Source organism: Streptomyces sp. NPDC037054, from assembly GCF_055606745.1.
The window spans coordinates 67,176-84,587 of record NZ_JBVJSJ010000013.1; the positions used below are offsets into that span (position 1 = coordinate 67,176).

At 71.4% G+C, this 17,412-nt stretch carries 15 protein-coding genes; 5 read left to right on the forward strand and 10 right to left on the reverse strand.

Annotation, left to right across the window (positions count from 1 at the left end):
• Nucleotides 1–241 precede the first annotated feature (241 nt).
• The gene (gene gabT / locus ACZ7D7_RS27325; RefSeq protein WP_470827689.1) at nucleotides 242–1,576 is read left to right on the forward strand and encodes a 4-aminobutyrate--2-oxoglutarate transaminase; all 1,335 of its coding nucleotides are present in this window, start codon (nucleotides 242–244) and stop codon (nucleotides 1,574–1,576) included.
• Between the two features lie 499 nt (nucleotides 1,577–2,075).
• Here the strand turns inward: gabT and ACZ7D7_RS27330 are convergent, their stop codons facing one another.
• The gene (locus ACZ7D7_RS27330; RefSeq protein ID WP_470827690.1) at nucleotides 2,076–3,137 is read right to left on the reverse strand and encodes an N-acetylmuramoyl-L-alanine amidase; all 1,062 of its coding nucleotides are present in this window, start codon (nucleotides 3,135–3,137) and stop codon (nucleotides 2,076–2,078) included.
• A 138-nt stretch (nucleotides 3,138–3,275) separates the two neighbouring features.
• Between ACZ7D7_RS27330 and ACZ7D7_RS27335 the strand changes: the two genes are divergently transcribed.
• Nucleotides 3,276–3,932 carry a phosphatase PAP2 family protein gene (locus tag ACZ7D7_RS27335; RefSeq protein WP_470827691.1) on the forward strand — a complete coding sequence of 219 codons (657 nt, stop codon included), beginning with the start codon at nucleotides 3,276–3,278 and terminating at the stop codon, nucleotides 3,930–3,932.
• Here ACZ7D7_RS27335 and ACZ7D7_RS27340 read toward each other — a convergent pair.
• The 8 genes from ACZ7D7_RS27340 to ACZ7D7_RS27375 form a co-directional block, all read right to left on the reverse strand.
• Nucleotides 3,920–5,713, reverse strand: coding sequence for a chitinase (locus ACZ7D7_RS27340; RefSeq protein WP_470827692.1), 1,794 nt, complete (start codon nucleotides 5,711–5,713; stop codon nucleotides 3,920–3,922). The two genes, ACZ7D7_RS27335 and ACZ7D7_RS27340, sit on opposite strands and share 13 nt — an antisense overlap.
• A gap of 261 nt (nucleotides 5,714–5,974) precedes the next feature.
• Nucleotides 5,975–6,433 (reverse strand): hypothetical protein, encoded by a 459-nt coding sequence (locus ACZ7D7_RS27345; RefSeq protein ID WP_470827693.1) that lies wholly within the window; start codon nucleotides 6,431–6,433, stop codon nucleotides 5,975–5,977.
• 129 nt (nucleotides 6,434–6,562) lie between these two features.
• Nucleotides 6,563–7,990, reverse strand: a complete 1,428-nt coding sequence (locus ACZ7D7_RS27350) for an NAD(P)/FAD-dependent oxidoreductase (protein WP_470827694.1) — start codon at nucleotides 7,988–7,990, stop codon at nucleotides 6,563–6,565.
• 36 nt (nucleotides 7,991–8,026) lie between these two features.
• A complete protein-coding gene (locus ACZ7D7_RS27355; protein ID WP_470827695.1) occupies nucleotides 8,027–8,827 on the reverse strand; it encodes an ABC transporter permease in 801 nt (266 codons plus the stop codon).
• Nucleotides 8,828–9,751 (reverse strand): ABC transporter permease, encoded by a 924-nt coding sequence (locus tag ACZ7D7_RS27360; RefSeq protein WP_470827696.1) that lies wholly within the window; start codon nucleotides 9,749–9,751, stop codon nucleotides 8,828–8,830. It lies immediately after the preceding gene.
• Nucleotides 9,751–10,917 (reverse strand): ABC transporter ATP-binding protein, encoded by a 1,167-nt coding sequence (locus ACZ7D7_RS27365; protein ID WP_470827697.1) that lies wholly within the window; start codon nucleotides 10,915–10,917, stop codon nucleotides 9,751–9,753. Before ACZ7D7_RS27365 ends, ACZ7D7_RS27360 begins: the two co-directional genes overlap by 1 nt.
• 4 nt (nucleotides 10,918–10,921) lie before the next feature.
• Complete coding sequence (locus tag ACZ7D7_RS27370) at nucleotides 10,922–12,169, reverse strand: polyamine ABC transporter substrate-binding protein (protein WP_470827698.1); 1,248 nt, start codon at nucleotides 12,167–12,169, stop codon at nucleotides 10,922–10,924.
• A gap of 51 nt (nucleotides 12,170–12,220) precedes the next feature.
• Complete coding sequence (locus ACZ7D7_RS27375; RefSeq protein ID WP_470827699.1) at nucleotides 12,221–13,783, reverse strand: gamma-aminobutyraldehyde dehydrogenase; 1,563 nt, start codon at nucleotides 13,781–13,783, stop codon at nucleotides 12,221–12,223.
• 198 nt (nucleotides 13,784–13,981) lie between these two features.
• Between ACZ7D7_RS27375 and ACZ7D7_RS27380 the strand changes: the two genes are divergently transcribed.
• The gene (locus tag ACZ7D7_RS27380) at nucleotides 13,982–14,566 is read left to right on the forward strand and encodes an NADAR family protein (protein ID WP_470827700.1); all 585 of its coding nucleotides are present in this window, start codon (nucleotides 13,982–13,984) and stop codon (nucleotides 14,564–14,566) included.
• A 3-nt stretch (nucleotides 14,567–14,569) separates the two neighbouring features.
• On the opposite strand, the gene ACZ7D7_RS27385 is transcribed toward ACZ7D7_RS27380, so the two are convergent.
• Nucleotides 14,570–15,442 carry a DUF4190 domain-containing protein gene (locus tag ACZ7D7_RS27385; RefSeq protein ID WP_470827701.1) on the reverse strand — a complete coding sequence of 291 codons (873 nt, stop codon included), beginning with the start codon at nucleotides 15,440–15,442 and terminating at the stop codon, nucleotides 14,570–14,572.
• A 154-nt stretch (nucleotides 15,443–15,596) separates the two neighbouring features.
• On the opposite strand from ACZ7D7_RS27385, the gene ACZ7D7_RS27390 reads away from it, so the two are divergent.
• Nucleotides 15,597–16,658 carry an adenosine deaminase gene (locus ACZ7D7_RS27390; RefSeq protein ID WP_470827702.1) on the forward strand — a complete coding sequence of 354 codons (1,062 nt, stop codon included), beginning with the start codon at nucleotides 15,597–15,599 and terminating at the stop codon, nucleotides 16,656–16,658.
• A gap of 19 nt (nucleotides 16,659–16,677) precedes the next feature.
• Nucleotides 16,678–17,373: a glycerophosphodiester phosphodiesterase gene (locus ACZ7D7_RS27395; protein WP_470827704.1), complete on the forward strand. Its 696-nt coding sequence runs from the start codon at nucleotides 16,678–16,680 to the stop codon at nucleotides 17,371–17,373.
• Nucleotides 17,374–17,412: the final 39 nt, after the last annotated feature.

Genomic DNA, 17,412 nt, shown 5'->3' on the forward strand with positions numbered 1-17,412 from the left:
AAGTCCGAGCCTCGTCCGCGGGTCAATCTAGTGGGCCCGAACGGCGCGTTCACCGGATACGCGGCCGACCCCGCGCGGTTCGGCCATCGCGTCATCGTGTCCAGGTCGTCCGGCCGCTATGTCCACGGCGGACAACCGGGCCCCGCGACAACGCCCACATGGAGCATGCCCACCCCTCTGTCCCGCCCCTAGCCTGCGAGAAAAGAAGGCAAGCGTCCGCAATACCCCCCAGGAGCCCCGCATGACCGCACTTCCGCAGGAGCGCCGCGTCGTCACCGCCATCCCCGGCCCGAAGTCGCAGGAGCTGCAGGCCCGCCGCACCGCCGCGGTCGCGCAGGGCGTGGGCTCCGTGCTGCCCGTCTTCACGGCGCGCGCGGGCGGCGGGATCATCGAGGACGTCGACGGCAACCGTCTCATCGACTTCGGCTCCGGCATCGCCGTGACCTCGGTCGGCGCCTCCGCCGAGGCCGTCGTCCGCAAGGCCTCCGCGCAGCTCGCCGACTTCACGCACACCTGCTTCATGGTCACGCCGTACGAGGGTTACGTCGCCGTCGCCGAGGCGCTGGCCGAGCTGACGCCGGGCGACCACGCCAAGAAGTCGGCGCTGTTCAACAGCGGCGCCGAGGCCGTCGAGAACGCCGTCAAGATCGCCCGCGCCTACACCAAGCGCCAGGCGGTCGTCGTGTTCGACCACGGCTACCACGGCCGCACGAACCTCACGATGGCGCTGACCGCGAAGAACATGCCGTACAAGCACGGCTTCGGTCCGTTCGCCCCCGAGGTCTACCGCGTGCCGGTGGCCTACGGCTACCGCTGGCCGACCGGTGCGGACAACGCCGGCCCGGAGGCCGCCGCGCAGGCGATCGACCAGATCACCAAGCAGGTCGGCCCGGAGAACGTCGCCGCGGTCATCATCGAGCCGGTGCTGGGCGAGGGCGGCTTCATCGAGCCGGCGAAGGGCTTCCTGCCGGCGATCAGCAAGTTCGCCTCGGACCACGGCATCGTGTTCGTCGCCGACGAGATCCAGTCCGGTTTCTGCCGCACCGGCCAGTGGTTCGCCTGCGAGGACGAGGGCATCGTCCCGGACCTGATCACGACCGCGAAGGGCATCGCCGGCGGTCTGCCGCTGGCCGCCGTGACGGGCCGCGCCGAGATCATGGACGCCGCGCACGCGGGCGGCCTCGGCGGCACCTACGGCGGCAACCCGGTGGCCTGCGCGGGCGCCCTCGGCGCGATCGAGACGATGAGGGAGCTCGACCTCAACGCGAAGGCCAAGCGGATCGAGGAGGTCATGAAGGCCCGGCTGACCGCGATGGCCGAGAAGTTCGACATCATCGGCGACGTCCGGGGCCGCGGCGCGATGATCGCGATCGAGCTGGTCAAGGACCGCGCGACGAAGGAGCCGCACGCGGAGGCGACGGCCGCGCTCGCCAAGGCCTGCCACCAGGAGGGCCTGCTGGTGCTGACCTGTGGCACCTACGGCAACGTACTGCGCTTCCTGCCGCCGCTGGTGATCGGCGAGGACCTGCTGAACGAGGGCCTGGACATCATCGAGCAGGCGTTCGCACGCATCTGATCAGGTGTTCGCGCGCATCCGAGCGGGCGTGCCGCATCGGTGACGCCGCTGCTGCAGAGCGTGTGAAGAAGGTGTGCGAGGTGGATGACAGGACGCGGTTCCGTCTGTCGCGCGCCCACCCCCTGTCGTAGGTTCTACCCAGTTGAGAGATACACCCCCACCCACAGGGGACTGTGGGTGACATCAGGCCGTGGCCTCCCCAGCTGCGACCTGGTCGTGCCTCGCGCACACGCCGAAGTCTCGGCTTCGGATCTCCTCACCGATCGGACGGTCGCCCGCCCCAAACCCCCCGGGGCGCGCGACGTTCCGGTCAGAACGGCCGATGCGGACGTTCTCCGAAGGGCCGGCACACTCCCCCCCCTTGTGCCGGCCCTTCGGCCGTTTCCCGTGCCCGCGTGCCCCCCCACCCGCGTTCGCCGTGCCCGCGGGCCCCTTCTCATGCCTGCGCACGGCACCCCTCGGGGCGCCGTGCGCGCGGGTCACCGTCGTCGGCCCGGTGTCAGCCTTCCTTCCACAGCAGCACGGTCAGTACGGCGCTGGCGATCCGCACCGGCCGGTCGGACTGGTTCAGCAGCCGTACGCGCATGCCGCGGCCGGCTCTCAGGCGCTTGGTCAGCGGCACGGTCGCGAACGCGTCGCCGGCGGTGCCGACGATCTCGTGTATCGAGTGGTCGGCGCGGTGCTCGGAACCCTCGTACTCGCTCATCCGCGCCTGCACCACCGCGCCGACGGGCAGCCCGTCGACGCGCAGGCTGACGGAACCGGTGAACCGCGCCGGGCCGCGCGCCCACACGGCGCCGTCCGTGGCGTGGTGGCCCGGCTCGTCGGTCCACTCCTTGGTGAACTCGATGCTGTCCCAGGAACCGGGATTGAGCGTGTAGGGCTCGGCGAGGCCGAGGTTGACGTACTGGGGCACGGGATCCTCTCCTTCCCACTCGCCCGCCGGGAGCGCCAGGCAGTCGGCGAGGTCGCGGCGGAAGTCCTGCATGTCGAAGCCCCGGGGGTCGGACTTCCAGTCGGACCACTCCAGGTGGCCGATCGTCGACTTCGGGCCCCAGCCGTGCGCGCGGCAGATGCCGGCGGCGGCCCTGACCATGGCGACGTACTGGGCGCGCGGCCAGGGGTCCTTGCCGTCGCCGAGGTTCTCGCACTCGAAGCCGTAGAAGCGCGCGTTGCCGTCGACGGCTCCGGACGAGCCCTGGTGTTCGTTCGTGCGGGGCGGGTAGTCGCCGTACGACTCGTTGATCACGGCCCGCAGGACGTCCGGGTCGCCGCCGCCCGCGTGGTTGGCGCGGCCGTTGCCCACCAGGTGGACGGTGCCGTCCTTGGTGATGCAGCCGGTCGAGAGCGGGCCCGGGAGTTCGCTGTGGCCGTGGTAGATGAGGCTGACGACGTCGGTCTTGGGTCCGGTCACGGTGTGGTGCATCATCACGCCGTTGACGGGGCCCCAGGCGCCCACGTGGTTGCGGTTGTTGGTGCGCCAGTCGCCGACCTCCCGCACGGTGCAGCCCTCCTCGCGCAGCGCGGCGACCAGCCGGCTCGCGGTGAGCGGTTCGGCCATGCGCAGTCCTCCGGTTCGCTGGGGGCCCGCGCGGTCGGCGTCGGCGGGCCCTGACGGTTGCCTCGACCGGATCATTCCGCCTGTCGTGTCGCGCTACACCGGGTTCGGTGAATTGATCGGTCCTGGCAGGCTGTACTCGTGTCCCGCCTGTTTCTGCCGTTCCTTGTTCCTCTCGCGTTGCCCGCTCTGCTGTTCGGTCTGATCACGTGGCAGGTCGTCGCCGACGGTCCGCTGCTCGACGCCGACGAGAGCGTGAGCCGGGCGCTGGTGCGTCCGGACCGGGGGTCCGAACTCCTCGCCGATCTGGGCAACATCGAGGTCGCGGTGCCGGCGCTGCTGGCGGTCCTCGGGTACGTCGCGCTGCGGCGGCGGGCGGCCGGTGCTGTGCGCTGGTGGCTGCCGCCCGCGCTCGCCGCGGTGTTGATGGCGGCGGTGCCGCTGCTGGTGGTGCCGGTGAAGGAGTTGACGGACCGGCCGGGCACGCCGGTGCATCCGGGGTCCGGCTTCTTCCCCTCCGGGCACACGGCGACGGCCGCGGTCGCCTACGGGACCGCGGCCGTGCTCCTGCTGCCTCTGCTGCGCACCGCGCACGCGCGCCGCGCCCTGCTCGTGACCTGCGTCGTGGTGAACGCCGGCGTGGGCTTCGGGCTGGTGCGGCGCGGCTACCACTGGCCGCTGGACGTGGTGGCCAGTTGGTGCCTGTGCGCGGTGCTGCTGACGCTGTTCGTACGGGCCGTACGGGGCTTGCCTCCCGAGTCCGCCGAGTCTCCCGGGCCTCCCGGTCAGCCGAAGTAGCCGTCGAAGGTCCGCTGGAACTCCCAGCCGCCGAACCGGTCCCAGTTGATCGACCACGTCATCAGGCCCCGCAGCGCGGGCCACGTGCCGTGCGTCGCGTACGAGCCGCAGTTGGTCTTCCTGGTCAGGCAGTCGAGGGTCTTCACCACCTCGGCCGGGGCCACGTGGCCGTTGCCCGCGTTGGTGGTGGCCGGCATGCCGATCGCGACCTGGTCGGCGCGCAGCGGCGGGAACACGTTGGCGGCGTCGCCCGCGACCGGGAAGCCGGTGAGCAGCATGTCGGTCATGGCGATGTGGAAGTCGGCGCCGCCCATGGAGTGGTACTGGTTGTCCAGGCCCATGATCGGGCCGGAGTTGTAGTCCTGGACGTGCAGCAGGGTGAGGTCGTCGCGCAGGGCGTGGATGACGGGCAGGTAGGCGCCGGCGCGCGGGTCCTGGCCGCCCCATTTGCCGGTGCCGTAGTACTGGTAGCCGAGCTGGACGAAGAAGGTCTCGGGGGCCATCGTCAGCACGAAGTCGTCGCCGTACTTGGCCTTGAGGGTCTTCAGGGCCTGGATCAGGTTCACGATCACCGGCGTCTTCGGGTTCTTGAAGTCCGTGTCGTCGGCGTTCAGGGAGAGCGAGTGGCCCTCGAAGTCGATGTCGAGGCCGTCGAGTCCGTACTCGTCGATGATCTTCGAGACGGAGCTGACGAAGGTGTCGCGGGCGGCCGTGGTGGTCAGCTGGACCTGGCCGTTCTGACCGCCGATGGAGATGAGGACCTTCTTGCCCGCGGCCTGCTTGGCCTTGATCGCGGCCTTGAACTCGGCGTCGCTCTCCACGTTCGGGCACTCCGTCGCCGGGCAGCGGTCGAAGCGGATGTCGCCGGAGGTGACCGAGGTGGGTTCGCCGAAGGCCAGGTCGATGACGTCCCAGCTGTCGGGGACGTCGGCCAGCCGGGTGTAGCCGGAGCCGTTGGCGAAGCTCGCGTGGAGGTAGCCGACCAGGGCGTGCGGCGGCAGGTCGGCGGAGCCCCCGCCGGTGCCGGGCGCGGTGGTCGCGGTCACGGTGGCCGACTTGGCGGACTCGCCCGCGCCGTTCACCGCGGCGACCTGGAAGGCGTAGGCGGTGTCGGGGGTGAGGCCGGTGACGGTGGCCGAAGTGCCGCTCGCCGTGGCGACTTTGACGCCGTCGCGGTAGACGGCGTATCCGGTCGCCCCGGTCACCGGGGACCAGGACAGGGCGACACTGGTGGCGGTGACGCTCCCGGTGCGCAGACCGGTCGGCGGGGCCGGGGGCTGCTCGGTTCCGCCGCCGGGGCCGACGAGGGAGATGTCGTCGGCGTGGTAGGCGCCGGTGCCGTACCAGCCGTGGGTGTAGAGGGTGACGCGGGTGGTGCTGGGGCCGGTGCGGAAGGTGGTCGTCAACTGGCGCCAGTCGGGGGCGGACTGGGTCCAGGTGGAGACGTCGGTGGTGCCGGTGCCGCTCGCGCCGAGGTAGACGTAGGAGCCCTGGACGTGTCCGCTGAGCGTGTACTGGGAGTTGGGCTGCACGGTCACGGTCTGTGCGCAGCGCGCGTTGTCGCTGCCGGCCGGGGTCGCCTTCAGCGCGGAACTGCCGTGGCGGACGGGGCTGTTGACGGTCGTACCGGCGGTGCAGGTCCAGCCGTCCAGGCCCGCTTCGAATCCGCCGTTGCGGGCGAGGTCCGCGTCGGCCGCACGGGCGGCCGACGTGAGCGCGGTCGTGCCGGACAGAGTCAGTGCCGCGGCGATGAGGACGGCGAGTGGTCTGAAGCGGTCCACGAGTGCCTCCACGGAGGGGGGAAGGGGAGGGTGGAGCGCCCACAACTTGGTCCAGACCAATCACTGTTGTCAAGGGTTCTCGCCGCAGCGGCCGGCCCTAGGGGGTGTCTGACAAATGAGCGCGGGAGAAGGAGCGGTGTCTGGTGCGTGCGATCGCAAGGCGCCGGAGCGTCCTCGTGGCGGAGCCACGTGGGCGGTTCGGCAACGCCGCGAGCGCGTGTGCCAGGCGCCGCGACGCCGCGGGCATTTGTCAGACACCCCCTAGGGCCCGTCCGGCGCCGCCCGGCCGACCGCGGCCTCGTGCATGGCCAGTTCCAGCAGCGCCGGGTCGGTGAGGGTGCCGGAGCCGTCCGGTTCGACCAGCCAGCGGATCTCCCCGTTCGCCGCGCGGCCCGGGTACGGCACGACGATCCAGGTGCCGAGCCCGGCCGTGCGGACGCCCGTGCCGAGCCAGCGGTCCGCGGTGCCCGCCGGGACGAAGAACCCCGTACGGGCGTCCCCGAAGTCGGCGAGCACCGGTCCCGGCCTGCCCAGGACCCGGGTGAGCACGTCGAGCGTCGGGGTGCCCAGGTCCGCCGGGAGGATCAGGACGTCCCAGGCCTTGCCGGCCGGCAGGAGCGTCACCCCGTACGGACTGCGTTCCCATTCCCAGCGGCAGGCGTCGGGGTCCGGTGCCACCGACACCAGCCATTCGACAGCGGACTTCGTTGTCCCCGCCATGAAGGAACCTTCCTCTCGGTCGTGGACGCCGTGCGCGCCCATGAGGGAGAGGAAGGTTTCGCCGGATCATTACGCGGGTTCCGGGCCTTCGTTGGAGTGACCCGGATCACTCCGGATGGCCACGCCTGTTCAGCTGTCGAAACCCAGACCGAGCTTGTCCATCGTCCGCAGCCACAGGTTGCGCCGCCCGCCGTGCGCGTCGGCGCGGGCCAGCGACCACTTGGTGAGCGCGATCCCGGTCCAGGCGAAGGGTTCCGGCGGGAACGGCAACGGCTTCCTGCGCACCATCTCCAGTTCGGTGCGCTCGGTGCGCTCCCCGGCGAGCAGGTCCAGCATCACCTCGGCGCCGAACCGCGTCGCGCCCACGCCGAGCCCGGTGTAGCCCGCCGCGTACGCCACCCTGCCCTGGTGGGCGGTGCCGAAGAACGCCGAGAACCGCGAGCAGGTGTCGATGGCGCCGCCCCACGCGTGCGTGAAGCGCAGGCCCTCCAACTGCGGGAAGCAGGTGAAGAAGTGCCCGGCGAGCTTCGCGTACGTCTCCGGCCGGTCGTCGTACTCGGCGCGCACCCGGCCGCCGTACGGGTAGATCGCGTCGTAGCCGCCCCACAGGATGCGGTTGTCGGCGGACAGCCGGAAGTAGTGGAACTGGTTGGCCGAGTCCCCGAGGCCCTGCCGGTTCCGCCAGCCGATTTCGGCGAGATGCCCGGCGGTGAGCGGTTCGGTCATCAGCGCGTAGTCGTAGACCGGGACGGTGTACGGCCGCACCCGCCTGACCAGGCTCGGGAAGACGTTCGTGCCGAGCGCCACCCGGCGGGCCCGGATCCGCCCGTACGGGGTGCGTACGGCCATGCCGGCGCCGTACGGCTTCAGGGTGAGGGCGGGCGTGTGCTCGTGGATCCGCACACCGAGGCCGAGGCAGGCCCGCTTCAGGCCCCATGCCAGCCTGGCCGGGTTGAGCATGGCCACGCCCCGGCGGTCCCACAGCCCGGCCCGGAACGTGGGCGAGGCGACCTGCTCGCGCACCGCGTCGGCGTCCAGGAACTCGACGCCCTCGGCGAGACCGCGTCGCCGCGACTCCTCGTACCGGTCGCGCAGTTCGCGGGCCTGGTGCGGTTCGGTCGCGACGTCGATCTCGCCGGTGCGCTCGAAGTCGCAGTCGATGCCGTGCCGCGCGACGGCCCGCTCGATGGCGTCCAGGTTGCGGGCGCCGAGTTCCTCCAGTTGGTGGATCTCGTCGGGCCAGCGGGCGAGGCCGTTGGGCAGGCCGTGCGTGAGGGAGGCGGCGCAGAAGCCGCCGTTGCGGCCGGAGGCGGCCCAGCCCGCCTCCCGCCCTTCCACGAGGACGACGTCCCGCCCCGGATCGCGCTCCTTGGCGACGAGCGCGGTCCACAGTCCGCTGTAGCCGCCGCCGACGACGAGCAGGTCGCAGGTCTCGGCGCCGGTGAGGGCGGGCTCGGGGCGGGGCCGGCCGGGGTCGTCCAGCCAGTACGGGACGGGCTGGGCGTCGGCGAGGGATTTCGTCCAGTCGGTGCTGCGACTCATGGCGCTCGGGGCCATGATTTCAACTCCCTTGATGTTTCCCGCTCTCGCGGCTCACGCCTGCTGCTTCTTGCGGCGGTTTCCGACCGCCATGGAAACGAGGACGAGCAGCACGGCGACGACGAACATGGCCGTGCCGATGACATTGATCTGGACCGGCGTGCCGCGCTGTGCCGAGCCCCACACGAACATGGGGAACGTGACGGTCGAACCGGCGTTGAAATTCGTGATGATGAAGTCGTCGAAGGACAGCGCGAAGGCGAGCAGCGCGCCCGCCGCGATACCCGGCGCCGCGATCGGCAGCGTGACCCTGACGAAGGTCTGGAACGGCCCGGCGTAAAGGTCCTGCGCGGCCTGTTCCAGCCTCGGGTCCATCGACATCACGCGCGCCTTGACGGCCGTCACGACGAAGCTGAGGCAGAACATGATGTGGGCGATCAGGACGGTCCAGAAGCCGAGTTCGGCACCCATGTTGAGGAACAGCGTGAGCAGCGAGGCGGCCATGACGACCTCGGGCATCGCCATCGGCAGGAAGATCAGCGAGTTGACCGCGCCGCGCGCCCGGAACCGGTAGCGGACCAGCGCGAAGGCGATGAGCGTGCCGAGCAGGGTGGCGCCGAGCGTCGCCCACAGCGCGATCTGCAGGCTGAGCGCGAGCGAGCCGCACAGGTCCGAGACGCCGCACGGGTCCCGCCAGGCGTCCGTGGAGAACTGCCGCCACTCGTAGTTGAAACGGCCGCTCGGCTTGTTGAAGGAGAACACCGTCACGACGATGTTCGGCAGCAGGAGATAGCCGAGCGTCAGCAGTCCCGCGATGACGACGAAATGGCGCTTGAGCCAGTTGACGAAGGTCATTTAAACCAGATCCTCCGTGCCGGACTTGCGGATGTAGAGGGTGACCATGACGAGGATCGCGGCCATCAGCAGGAACGAGAGCGCGGCGGCCGTCGGATAGTCGAGCACCCGCAGGAACTGGGTCTGGATGACGTTGCCGACCATTCTCGTGTCGGTCGAGCCGAGCAGGTCCGCGTTGACGTAGTCGCCGGAGGCCGGGATGAAGGTCAGCAGCGTGCCGGAGACCACGCCCGGCATCGACAGCGGGAAGGTGACCTTGCGGAAGACCGTGGACGGCTTGGCGTACAGGTCGCCGGCCGCCTCGTGCAGCCGCGGGTCGATGCGCTCCAGGGAGGTGTAGAGCGGCAGGATCATGAACGGCAGGAAGTTGTACGTCAGACCGCACACCACCGCCAGCGGCGTGGCCAGCACGCGGTCGCCGGAGGTCCAGCCGAGCCAGCTCGTGACGTCCAGGACGTGCAGCGCGTCCAGGGCGCCGACGACGGGCCCGCCGTCGGCGAGGATCGTCTTCCACGCGAGCGTGCGGATCAGGAAGCTGGTGAAGAACGGCGCGATCACCAGGATCATGATCAGGTTGCGCCAGCGGCCCGCGCGGAACGCGATGAGGTACGCGAGCGGATAGCCCAGCAGCAGGCACAGCACGGTCGCGGCGGCGGCGTAGGCGACCGAGCGCAGGAACTGCGGCCAGTACTCGGCGAGGGCCTCCCAGTAGGTCGCGAAGTGCCAGGTGACCTTGTAGCCCTCCTCCAGAGAGCCCGTCTGCACGGACGTGGAGGCCTGGTAGACCATCGGCAGCGCGAAGAACACCAGCAGCCACAGGATGCCGGGCAGCAGCAGGAGGTACGGCGTCCAGCGGCCCCGCCTGCGCGGGGGTTTCCTCTCGGGGACGGGCGCCAGGGGCGGCGCCTCGGTGAGCGTCGCCATCAGGCCGCGTCCTCCTTGTCCGGCTCCACCGTCTCCACACCGGCGTCGATGGCCTGCGCCGCGTCGAGGCCGAAGGTGTGCGCCGGGTTCCAGTGCAGGACGACCTCGGCGCCGGGCACGAGGCGCGGGTCCCGGTCGATGTTCTGGGCGTAGACCTCGAAGCCGGGGCAGACGGGGCTGTCCACGACGTACTGCGTGGAGACGCCGATGAAGCTGGAGTCGGCGATCCGGCCGGTGATGCGGTTGCGTCCCTCGGGGATCTCGCCCGCGTCGTCGGCGTGCGTGAGCGAGACCTTCTCCGGGCGGATGCCGGCCAGCACCTTGTCTCCGGCGGCGGTGGGCGCGGAGCAGCGCTCGGCGGGCAGGACCAGCTTGCCGCCGCCCGCCTTGAGCACGATCTCGTCGCCGCTGCGGGTGTCGATCTCGGCCTCGACGAAGTTGGACGTGCCGAGGAAGTTCGCGACGAACGTGGTGCGCGGGTTCTCGTACAGGTCGGTGGGCGAGCCGAGTTGCTCGACGCGGCCCGCGTTCATCACGGCGACCGTGTCGGCCATGGTCATGGCCTCCTCCTGGTCGTGCGTGACGTGCACGAAGGTGATGCCGACCTCGGTCTGGATGCGCTTGAGCTCCAGCTGCATCTGGCGGCGCAGCTTCAGGTCGAGGGCGCCGAGCGGCTCGTCGAGGAGCAGCACCTTGGGGTGGTTGATGAGGGCGCGGGCCACGGCGACGCGCTGCTGCTGGCCGCCGGAGAGCTGGTGCGGCTTCTTGCGGGCCTGCTCGCCGAGCTGGACGAGCTCCAGCATCTCCTCGACCTGCTTCTTCACGCTCCGGATGCCGCGCCGGCGCAGGCCGAAGGCGACGTTCTCGAAGATGTCGAGGTGCGGGAAGAGGGCGTAGGACTGGAAGACGGTGTTCACCGGCCGCTTGTACGGGGGCAGCCGGGTGACGTCCTGGTCGCCGAGGTGGACGGTGCCCGAGGTGGGCTCCTCCAGGCCGGCGATCATGCGCAGGGTGGTGGTCTTGCCGCAGCCGGACGCGCCGAGCAGGGCGAAGAAGGAGCCCTGCGGCACGGTCAGGTCGAGCGGGTGCACGGCCGTGAACGAGCCATAGGTCTTGCCGATCCCGGTGAGGCGGACGTCGCCGCCGTTGTCTGTCGTCGTCGTCATCTCGTCACGCCCCAGTGAGCTTCGCGAACTTGCCTTCGTATGCCGTCTCTTCCTTCGCGCTCAGGGAGCGGAAGGCGCGGGACTTGGCCTGCATGTCCTTGTCGGGGAGGATCAGCGGGTTGTTCGCCGCGTCCTCGTCGATCTTCGCGAGCTCGTCCTTCACGCCGTCGACCGGACACACGTAGTTGATGTACGCGGCGAGTTCGGCGGCGGCCTTCGGCTCGAAGTAGTAGTCGATGAGCCGCTCGGCGTTCGTCTTGTGACGCGCCTTGTTGGGGATCAGCAGGTTGTCGCTGGACGTCATGTATCCGCTGTCGGGGATGAGGAAGTCGACGTCGGGGCTGTCCGCCTTGAGCTGGACGACGTCGCCGGCCCAGGCGAGACAGGCCGCGAAGTCGCCCTTGGTGAGGTCGGAGGTGTAGTCGTTGCCGGTGAAGCGGCGGATCTGGCCCTTGTCGACGGCCTTCTGGAGGCGGGCGAGGGCCGCGTCGTAGTCGTCGTCGGTGAAGTCGCCGGGGTCCTTGCCCATGTCGAGCAGGGTCATCCCCATGGTGTCGCGCATCTCGGTGAGGAAGCCGACGCGCCCCTTCAGCTTCGGGTTGTCGAGCAGGTCGGACACGGTCCTCACCTCGACGCCGTCGAGGGCCTTCTTGTTGTAGGCGATGACCGTGGAGATGCCCTGCCAGGGGTAGGAGTAGGCGCGCCCCGGGTCCCAGTCGGGCATGCGGAACTGCGACGACGTGTTGGCGAAGGCGTGCGGCAGGTTGGCCGGGTCGAGCTTTTGGACCCAGCCGAGGCGGATGAGGCGGGCCGCCAGCCAGTCGGTGACGCAGATCAGGTCGCGGCCGGTCTCCTGGCCAGCGGCGAGCTGCGGTTTGATCTTGCCGAAGAACTCGTTGTTGTCGTTGATGTCCTCGGTGTACTTGACCTTGATCCCGGTGCGTTTCGTGAACGCGTCGAGCGTCGGGTGGCGTTTGCCGGAGTCGTCGACGTCCATGTACTCGGTCCAGTTGGAGAAGCTCACCGTCTTCTCCTTCGCCGAGTGGTCCTCGGCGGAGAGACCGCCCTCCGTCTTGCCGGCCGCGGGGATGCCGCAGCCGCTCAGCGCGCCGAGTCCGCCGACCGCTAGCGCACCGCCCGCGGAGGCGCGAAGAAGCGAGCGCCGGGTGAGGGCGGCCCGGCCGTTTCGGAAACTGCGTCGCACGGCGGCCACTTGGGCCGCTGACAGGCGGTCGGGCTCGTACTGCTCCATGCGCGTGGTGCCCTTTCGGGAGGTCGGTGGCCGTGGTCGGCGGCCTGGTGGCTAACGGTCCCCGAAGACGGTGCGGTGCCAGTCCTTCGCGGCCACCGCCGTGTTGTCGAACATGACGTGCTTGATCTGCGTGTACTCCTCGAAGGAGTACGCGGACATGTCCTTGCCGAAGCCGGACGCCTTGTAGCCGCCGTGCGGCATCTCGCTGATGATCGGGATGTGGTCGTTGACCCACACGCAGCCCGCCCTGATCTCGCGGGTGGCGCGGTTCGCCCGGTAGACGTCCCGGCTCCAGGCGGAGGCGGCCAGTCCGTACGGGGTGTCGTTGGCGAGGGCGATCCCCTCGTCGTCGCTGTCGAAGGGCAGCACGACGAGGACGGGCCCGAAGATCTCGGCCTGCACGATCTCGCTGTCCTGGGCCGCGTCGGTGACCAGCGTGGGCCGGTAGTACGCGCCGTCCTTCAGCTCTCCCCCGGGTGCCTCGCCGCCGGTCACCACGCGCGCGTACCCGCGCGCCCGGTCGACGAAGGAGGCGACGCGGTCGCGCTGCGCGTGCGAGACCAGCGGCCCGAGGTCGGTACCGGCGGCGAAGGGGTCACCGAGCCGTACGGTCTCCATCAGCGCGGCCGTCCGCGCCGTGAACTCCTCGTACAGCGGCCGCTGGACGTACGCGCGCGTGGCGGCCGTGCAGTCCTGCCCGGTGTTGATGAGGGCACCGGCGACGGCGCCGTGGGCGGCGGCCTCCACGTCGGCGTCGTCGAAGACGACGAACGGGGCCTTGCCGCCGAGCTCCAGGTGGATGCGCTTGACGGTGGCGGTGGCCAGCTCGGCGACGCGCTTGCCGACGGCCGTGGAGCCGGTGAAGGACGTCATCGCGACGTCGGGGTGCCCGACGAGGTGCTCGCCGGCCTCGCGGCCCGTCCCGGTGACGATGTTGATCACGCCGTCCGGGATTCCGGCGTCGGTGGCGGCCCGCGCGAACAGCAGCGAGGTCAGCGGGGTGAGCTCGGCGGGCTTCAGCACGACGGTGTTGCCCGCGGCGATCGCCGGGAGGATCTTCCAGGCGGCCATCTGGAGCGGGTAGTTCCAGGGCGCGATCGAGCCGACGACACCGATGGGCTCCCGGCGCACGTACGAGGTGTGGTCGCCGGAGTACTCGCCCGCGGACTGGCCCTGGAGGTGCCGGGCGGCGCCCGCGAAGAACGCGATGTTGTCGATGGTGCCCGGCACGTCGAACTCGCGGCTCAGCTTCAGCGGCTTGCCGCACTGGAGGGACTCGGCGCGGGCGAAGTCCTCGGCACGGTCGGCGACGACGGCGGCGAAGCGGTGCAGCGCGTCGGAGCGCTCGCCCGGGGTCGCTCCCGCCCAGGCCGGGAAGGCGGCGCGGGCCGCGGCGACGGCGGCGTCGACGTCGTCGGCACCGGCGAGTTCGTAGCGGTACACCTCCGCGCCGCTCGCCGGGTCGACGACCGCGTGCGTGCGGCCGGACGTGCCGCGGGTGAGTCGGCCGCCGACGAACTGGGCCCCGGCCGCGAAGCGTTCCCGCGCCGGAAACCGGTCCGCGGTGGCATCGGCCTCCGGGGTGTCCGGGGTGGCATTGCCCGGGTTGTGCATGTCGCTCTCCTCCGTGTCCCCGACGGGGCCGGCGTGGCTCAGGCTCGATTTGAGTGCCGATCCTGACAGAGCTATGGGACTCCAACAAGTGATTCCGTTGTTGCCTTTTGGTTACGCGACGGAATCTGTCGACCGGGTGTCGAGTGACAGCGGAAAAGACCGGACGTCTTGTCAGTGGTGCGTGCCAGACTCCCGTGCATGGCGGAACCCACGGCGACGATCACTTCCCGGGAGACCCTGATCAGCGAGGTCCGCGCGGGGGCCCGGATCAAGTATCTGCACTTCTGGGGCCACCGGCCCCGCCCGGACGGCCGCGTCGGCCCGAGCTGCCTCAGCCAGTGGTGGCCGTCGCCGTTCACGGTGGGCGGCGTGACCTACGCGACGGCCGAGCACTGGATGATGGCCGGAAAGGCCCGCCTGTTCGGCGACGCGGAGGCGGAGCGGCGCGTCCTGGCGGCGGAGCACCCGGCCCAGGCGAAGAAGGCCGGCCGCCTGGTCCGCGGCTTCGACGAGACGACGTGGGAGCGCGAGCGCTTCGACCTGATCGTCGCGGGCAGCGTCCACAAGTTCACGGCCCACGCCGACCTGCGCGACTTCCTGCTGAACACGGGAGACCGGGTCCTGGTGGAGGCGAGCCCGGTGGACCGCGTCTGGGGCATCGGCCTCGCGGCGGACGACGCGGCGGCGGAGGACCCGGAGCACTGGAGAGGCCCGAACCTGCTGGGGTTCGCCCTGATGGAGGCGAGGGCGAGGCTGCGCGCCATCGGCCCGACGGGGGCGTGACCCCTACCCGAGGATCACCACCAACCCGAACCCCACCCCCAGCACGATCCCCACCACCCCGCAGATGATCCCGGCCAGCGCCTGTCCCGCGTTCGTCGCCTCACCCCGAGCCGCCTTCCCCCGCCCCACGGCCCCGAAGATCACGCCCAGCACACCGACCACGATCGCCACGGGCCACAGGCAGAACACGACCGCCGAGATGATCCCGAGCACGAGCCCCGCCGTCCCCGGCCCATTGCTCGGCAGCGGCGCCGCACCCCACCCGTAGTACCCCTGCTGCACCCCGGCCCCGGCCCCGTAGGCCGCTTGACCGCCGGCGGCCGGCCCGGGACGGCCGTACCCCCCGGGATACCCGTAGGGCACCTGCCCGGGCCCGTCGGGGGCGATGGGCGGCGGCGGAACGGCATCGGCGGCCGGCGGCGCGAACGGATTGGCGGCGGCACCATGAGACGGCGGCCCCGCGAGGGACCCACCGAACGAACCGCCGTAGGAACCGCCGTAGGACCCGCCGTACGAGCCCCCGGCGGCGGGCGGCGAAGCGGCGGGCGCGGCCCAGGGGCCGGCGGCGGGAGAGGGAGCCGGAGACGGCGGCGGAACGGCCCCCGGCGCGCCCCCGGCCGAGGGCATGCCCGGCGCACCGTGCGCGCCCGGCGCCTGCGCGGGCCCCGCGTCCCCCATGGCGGGCATGGAGGTGACCGTCTGCTGGTCGTGCACGGACGGCTCGGGCCAGGTCAGCGGCGCACCGGACGCCATCGTGGACCCGGGCCCCGCGTCCTGGCGCTCGCCCCGGCCCGCGTCGCGGTCCGGCGCCGCCCAGGGGTCCGTGTGCCCCGCCGCTTCCCCGCCGGCTGCCTGCTGCTGCGCGTCGTCGGACATGCCCGGGACCCCCTCTGTCGACCGTCCTGTCATGCTACGGCGCGTCCCCGGACGCCGCGGCCCCGGCCTACGATGATCCCGAGTCACCGATCAGCCGATCACCCGCGTCCCGCCGGCGTACTCCCGGCCGGGGCGCCGTTCCCGGGGAGGAACCTTGACCGAGCACCTCGTCGAGCCACGCGTCCCGCGCGACCTGAGCGACTTCATCGCCGGGCTGCCCAAGGCCGAACTGCACGTGCACCACGTCGGCTCCGCCTCCCCGCGGATCGTCTCGGAGCTGGCCGCGCGCCACCCGGACTCCAAGGTCCCGGCCGACCCGGAGGCGCTGGCCGACTACTTCACGTTCACGGACTTCGCCCACTTCGTGCAGGTGTACCTGTCCGTCGTGGACCTGATCCGCACCCCGGACGACGTCCGGCTGCTGACGTACGAGGTGGCCCGCGAGCTGGCCCGCCAGCAGGTGCGGTACGCGGAACTGACCGTCACCCCCTACTCGTCCGTCAAGCGCGGCATCGACGAGAAGGCGTTCATGGCGGCCATCGAGGACGCCCGGAAGGCGGCCGAGGCCGAGTTCGGGACCGTGCTGCGCTGGTGCTTCGACATTCCCGGCGAGGCCGGTCTGGAGTCGGCGGAGGTGACGGCCCGGCTGGCCACGGACGACCGGCTGCGCCCGGAGGGCCTGGTGTCGTTCGGGCTCGGCGGGCCCGAGATCGGCGTGCCGCGCCCGCAGTTCAAGCCGTACTTCGACCGGGCCATCGCCGCGGGACTGCACTCGGTGCCGCACGCCGGTGAGACGACGGGCCCGGAGACGGTGTGGGACGCGCTGACGCATCTGCGCGCCGAGCGCATCGGGCACGGCACCAGTTCGGCGCGGGACCCGGAGCTGCTCGCGCACCTCGCCGAGCACCGCATCGCGCTGGAGGTCTGCCCGACCTCGAACATCGCCACGCGCGCGGTCCGCACGCTGGACGAGCACCCGATCAAGGAGTTCACGCGGGCCGGCGTCCTCGTGACGATCAACTCCGACGACCCGCCGATGTTCGGCACCGACCTCAACAACGAGTACGCGGTCGCCGCCCGCCTCCTCGACCTGGACGAGCGGGGCCTGGCCGACCTCGCGAAGAACGCGGTCGAGGCGTCCTTCCTGGACGAGCCGGGCAAGGCGCGCCTGACGGCGGAGATCGACACGTACACGGCCTCCTGGCTCGCCTCCTGATCCCGTACCGAGGACTTCCATGCAGAACGTGACGGCAGTGGCCCACCGCGGCGACCCCTACCGCGTCCGGGAGAACACGATCGCCTCGCTGCGGTCCGCGCTCGAACGGGGCGCGGACGCGGTGGAGATCGACGTACGGCTCACCCGGGACGGCGTGCCCGTGCTGCTGCACGACGACACGCTGAAGCGGCTGTGGGAGCACGACCGGCCGCTGCTGTCGCTGTCGGCGGACGAGGTGCACGGTCTGACCGGCGGCGACGTGCCGACGCTGGCGGACGCGCTCGCGGCGACCGACGGGCACCGCGTGATGGTGGACCTGCCGGGCACGCCGAGCGTGCGGGCGGCCCGCCGCGTCGTGGACGCCGTGCGGCAGTGCGGGGCGGCGGACCGGGTCTACTACTGCGCGGGCGCCCGGGCGATGCTCGCGGTGCGCGCGGCCGACCCGGCGGCCGAGATCGCCCTGACGTGGACGACGCTGGCGCCGCCGCGTCCCGCGGTGCTGGAGGCGGTGCGCCCGCGCTGGCTCAACTACCGCTTCACGCTGCTGGACCGGGCGCTCGCCGAGCGCGTGCACCGCGACGGCTACCTGCTGTCGGCCTGGACCCCGGACACCCGCCGCTCGATGCGCCGCCTCCTGGACCTGGGCGTCGACTCGATCACGACCAACCGCATCGACACGCTCCACACCCTGCGCGCCTCCTGCTTCCCGGCGTGAGCGGAACCCCGTAGGGGCCCTCACCCACAACACCCCGGC

Excerpts from the sequence above, each read along its gene's own strand:
- ACZ7D7_RS27395 (WP_470827704.1), top strand. The coding sequence starts at position 16,678 with ATGCAGAACGTGACGGCAGTGGCCCACCGCGGCGACCCCTACCGCGTC.
- ACZ7D7_RS27345 (WP_470827693.1), bottom strand. The coding sequence starts at position 6,433 with ATGGCGGGGACAACGAAGTCCGCTGTCGAATGGCTGGTGTCGGTGGCA.
- ACZ7D7_RS27360 (WP_470827696.1), bottom strand. The coding sequence starts at position 9,751 with ATGGCGACGCTCACCGAGGCGCCGCCCCTGGCGCCCGTCCCCGAGAGG.
- ACZ7D7_RS27350 (WP_470827694.1), bottom strand. The coding sequence starts at position 7,990 with ATGGCCCCGAGCGCCATGAGTCGCAGCACCGACTGGACGAAATCCCTC.
- gabT (WP_470827689.1), top strand. The coding sequence starts at position 242 with ATGACCGCACTTCCGCAGGAGCGCCGCGTCGTCACCGCCATCCCCGGC.
- ACZ7D7_RS27385 (WP_470827701.1), bottom strand. The coding sequence starts at position 15,442 with ATGTCCGACGACGCGCAGCAGCAGGCAGCCGGCGGGGAAGCGGCGGGG.
- ACZ7D7_RS27370 (WP_470827698.1), bottom strand. The coding sequence starts at position 12,169 with ATGGAGCAGTACGAGCCCGACCGCCTGTCAGCGGCCCAAGTGGCCGCC.
- ACZ7D7_RS27365 (WP_470827697.1), bottom strand. The coding sequence starts at position 10,917 with ATGACGACGACGACAGACAACGGCGGCGACGTCCGCCTCACCGGGATC.
- ACZ7D7_RS27375 (WP_470827699.1), bottom strand. The coding sequence starts at position 13,783 with ATGCACAACCCGGGCAATGCCACCCCGGACACCCCGGAGGCCGATGCC.
- ACZ7D7_RS27380 (WP_470827700.1), top strand. The coding sequence starts at position 13,982 with ATGGCGGAACCCACGGCGACGATCACTTCCCGGGAGACCCTGATCAGC.
- ACZ7D7_RS27330 (WP_470827690.1), bottom strand. The coding sequence starts at position 3,137 with ATGGCCGAACCGCTCACCGCGAGCCGGCTGGTCGCCGCGCTGCGCGAG.
- ACZ7D7_RS27355 (WP_470827695.1), bottom strand. The coding sequence starts at position 8,827 with ATGACCTTCGTCAACTGGCTCAAGCGCCATTTCGTCGTCATCGCGGGA.